At 51.2% G+C, this 2,324-nt stretch carries 1 rRNA gene; it reads right to left on the bottom strand.

Annotated elements, in window-relative coordinates:
• Positions 1 to 56: 56 nt before the first annotated feature.
• A 23S ribosomal RNA gene (locus O3299_RS28055) occupies positions 57 to 2,324 on the bottom strand; the annotation flags it as partial.

Genomic DNA, 2,324 nt, shown 5'->3' with positions numbered 1-2,324 from the left:
GTATCAACACACACGCAACGTTGTACCGTCTTATCCTCTGTACCTGCTAAGGTTATAGGGACAAGCCGTACGGGCAATTAGTACTGGTTAGCTTAATGCATTACTGCACTTCCACACCCAGCCTATCAACGTCCTGGTCTCGAACGACCCTTCAAAGAGCTCAAGGCTCTGGGAAATCTCATCTCAAGGCAAGTTTCCCGCTTAGATGCTTTCAGCGGTTATCTCTTCCGAACTTAGCTACCCGGCAATGCCACTGGCGTGACAACCGGTACACCAGAGGTTCGTCCACTCCGGTCCTCTCGTACTAGGAGCAGCCCCCTTCAAATTTCCAACGCCCACGGCAGATAGGGACCAAACTGTCTCACGACGTTTTAAACCCAGCTCACGTACCACTTTAAATGGCGAACAGCCATACCCTTGGGACCGGCTACAGCCCCAGGATGTGATGAGCCGACATCGAGGTGCCAAACTCCCCCGTCGATATGAACTCTTGGGAGGAATCAGCCTGTTATCCCCAGAGTACCTTTTATCCGTTGAGCGATGGCCCTTCCATACAGAACCACCGGATCACTATGTCCTACTTTCGTACCTGCTCGACTTGTCAGTCTCGCAGTTAAGCACGCTTATGCCATTGCACTATCAACACGATGTCCGACCGTATCTAGCGTACCTTCGAACTCCTCCGTTACACTTTAGGAGGAGACCGCCCCAGTCAAACTGCCTACCATGCACTGTCCCCGATCCGGATAACGGACCAAGGTTAGAACCTCAAACAAACCAGGGTGGTATTTCAAGGTTGGCTCCACGAGAACTAGCGTCCCCGCTTCAAAGCCTCCCACCTATCCTACACAGATTGGTTCAAAGTCCAATGCAAAGCTACAGTAAAGGTTCATGGGGTCTTTCCGTCTAGCCGCGGGTAGATTGCATCATCACAAACATTTCAACTTCGCTGAGTCTCGGGAGGAGACAGTGTGGCCATCGTTACGCCATTCGTGCAGGTCGGAACTTACCCGACAAGGAATTTCGCTACCTTAGGACCGTTATAGTTACGGCCGCCGTTTACTGGGACTTCAATCAAGAGCTTGCACCCCATCATTTAATCTTCCAGCACCGGGCAGGCGTCACACCCTATACGTCCACTTTCGTGTTTGCAGAGTGCTGTGTTTTTATTAAACAGTCGCAGCCACCAGTTTATTGCAACCCTTTCACCCTCATGGAGTAAACCAATCAAGCTACCGGGGCGTACCTTTTCCCGAAGTTACGGTACCAATTTGCCGAGTTCCTTCTCCCGAGTTCTCTCAAGCGCCTTAGAATACTCATCTCGCCCACCTGTGTCGGTTTGCGGTACGGTCTCGTATGACTGAAGCTTAGAGGCTTTTCTTGGAACCACTTCCGATTGCTTCGTGAATAAATTCACTCGTCTCAACCCCTTGAATTCCGCACCCGGATTTGCCTAAGTGCCTTCTATGAGCCAAAAACCAACTATTCCAACAGTTGGACAACCTTCCGCGATCCGTCCCCCCATCGCATCATACGACGGTGCAGGAATATTAACCTGCTTCCCATCAGCTACGCATCTCTGCCTCGCCTTAGGGGCCGACTCACCCTGCTCCGATGAACGTTGAACAGGAAACCTTGGGCTTACGGCGTGGAGGCTTTTCACCCCCATTATCGCTACTCATGTCAGCATTCGCACTTCTGATACCTCCAGCATCCTTTACAAGACACCTTCGCAGGCTTACAGAACGCTCTCCTACCATATCCAATAAAGGATATCCGCAGCTTCGGTGACTGGCTTAGCCCCGTTACATCTTCCGCGCAGGACGACTCGATCAGTGAGCTATTACGCTTTCTTTAAATGATGGCTGCTTCTAAGCCAACATCCTGACTGTTTTAGCCTTCCCACTTCGTTTTCCACTTAGCCAATCTTTGGGACCTTAGCTGGCGGTCTGGGTTGTTTCCCTCTTGACGCCGGACGTTAGCACCCGACGTCTGTCTCCCAAGCTCGCACTCATCGGTATTCGGAGTTTGCAATGGTTTGGTAAGTCGCAATGACCCCCTAGCCATAACAGTGCTCTACCCCCGATGGTGATACTTGAGGCACTACCTAAATAGTTTTCGGAGAGAACCAGCTATTTCCAAGTTTGTTTAGCCTTTCACCCCTACCCACAGCTCATCCCCTAATTTTTCAACATTAGTGGGTTCGGACCTCCAGGGCGTGTTACCGCACCTTCATCCTGGCCATGAGTAGATCACTTGGTTTCGGGTCTACACCCAGCGACTGATCGCCCTATTCGGACTCGATTTCTCTACGGCTTCCCTAT

Origin of the sequence: Janthinobacterium sp. SUN176 (assembly GCF_030587335.1) — a bacterium.
In the GTDB taxonomy this organism is placed as follows: domain Bacteria; phylum Pseudomonadota; class Gammaproteobacteria; order Burkholderiales; family Burkholderiaceae_D; genus Janthinobacterium; species Janthinobacterium kumbetense.
The sequence above is the reverse complement of the archived record's forward strand: the minus strand, read 5'-3'. Positions and strand labels throughout refer to the sequence as shown.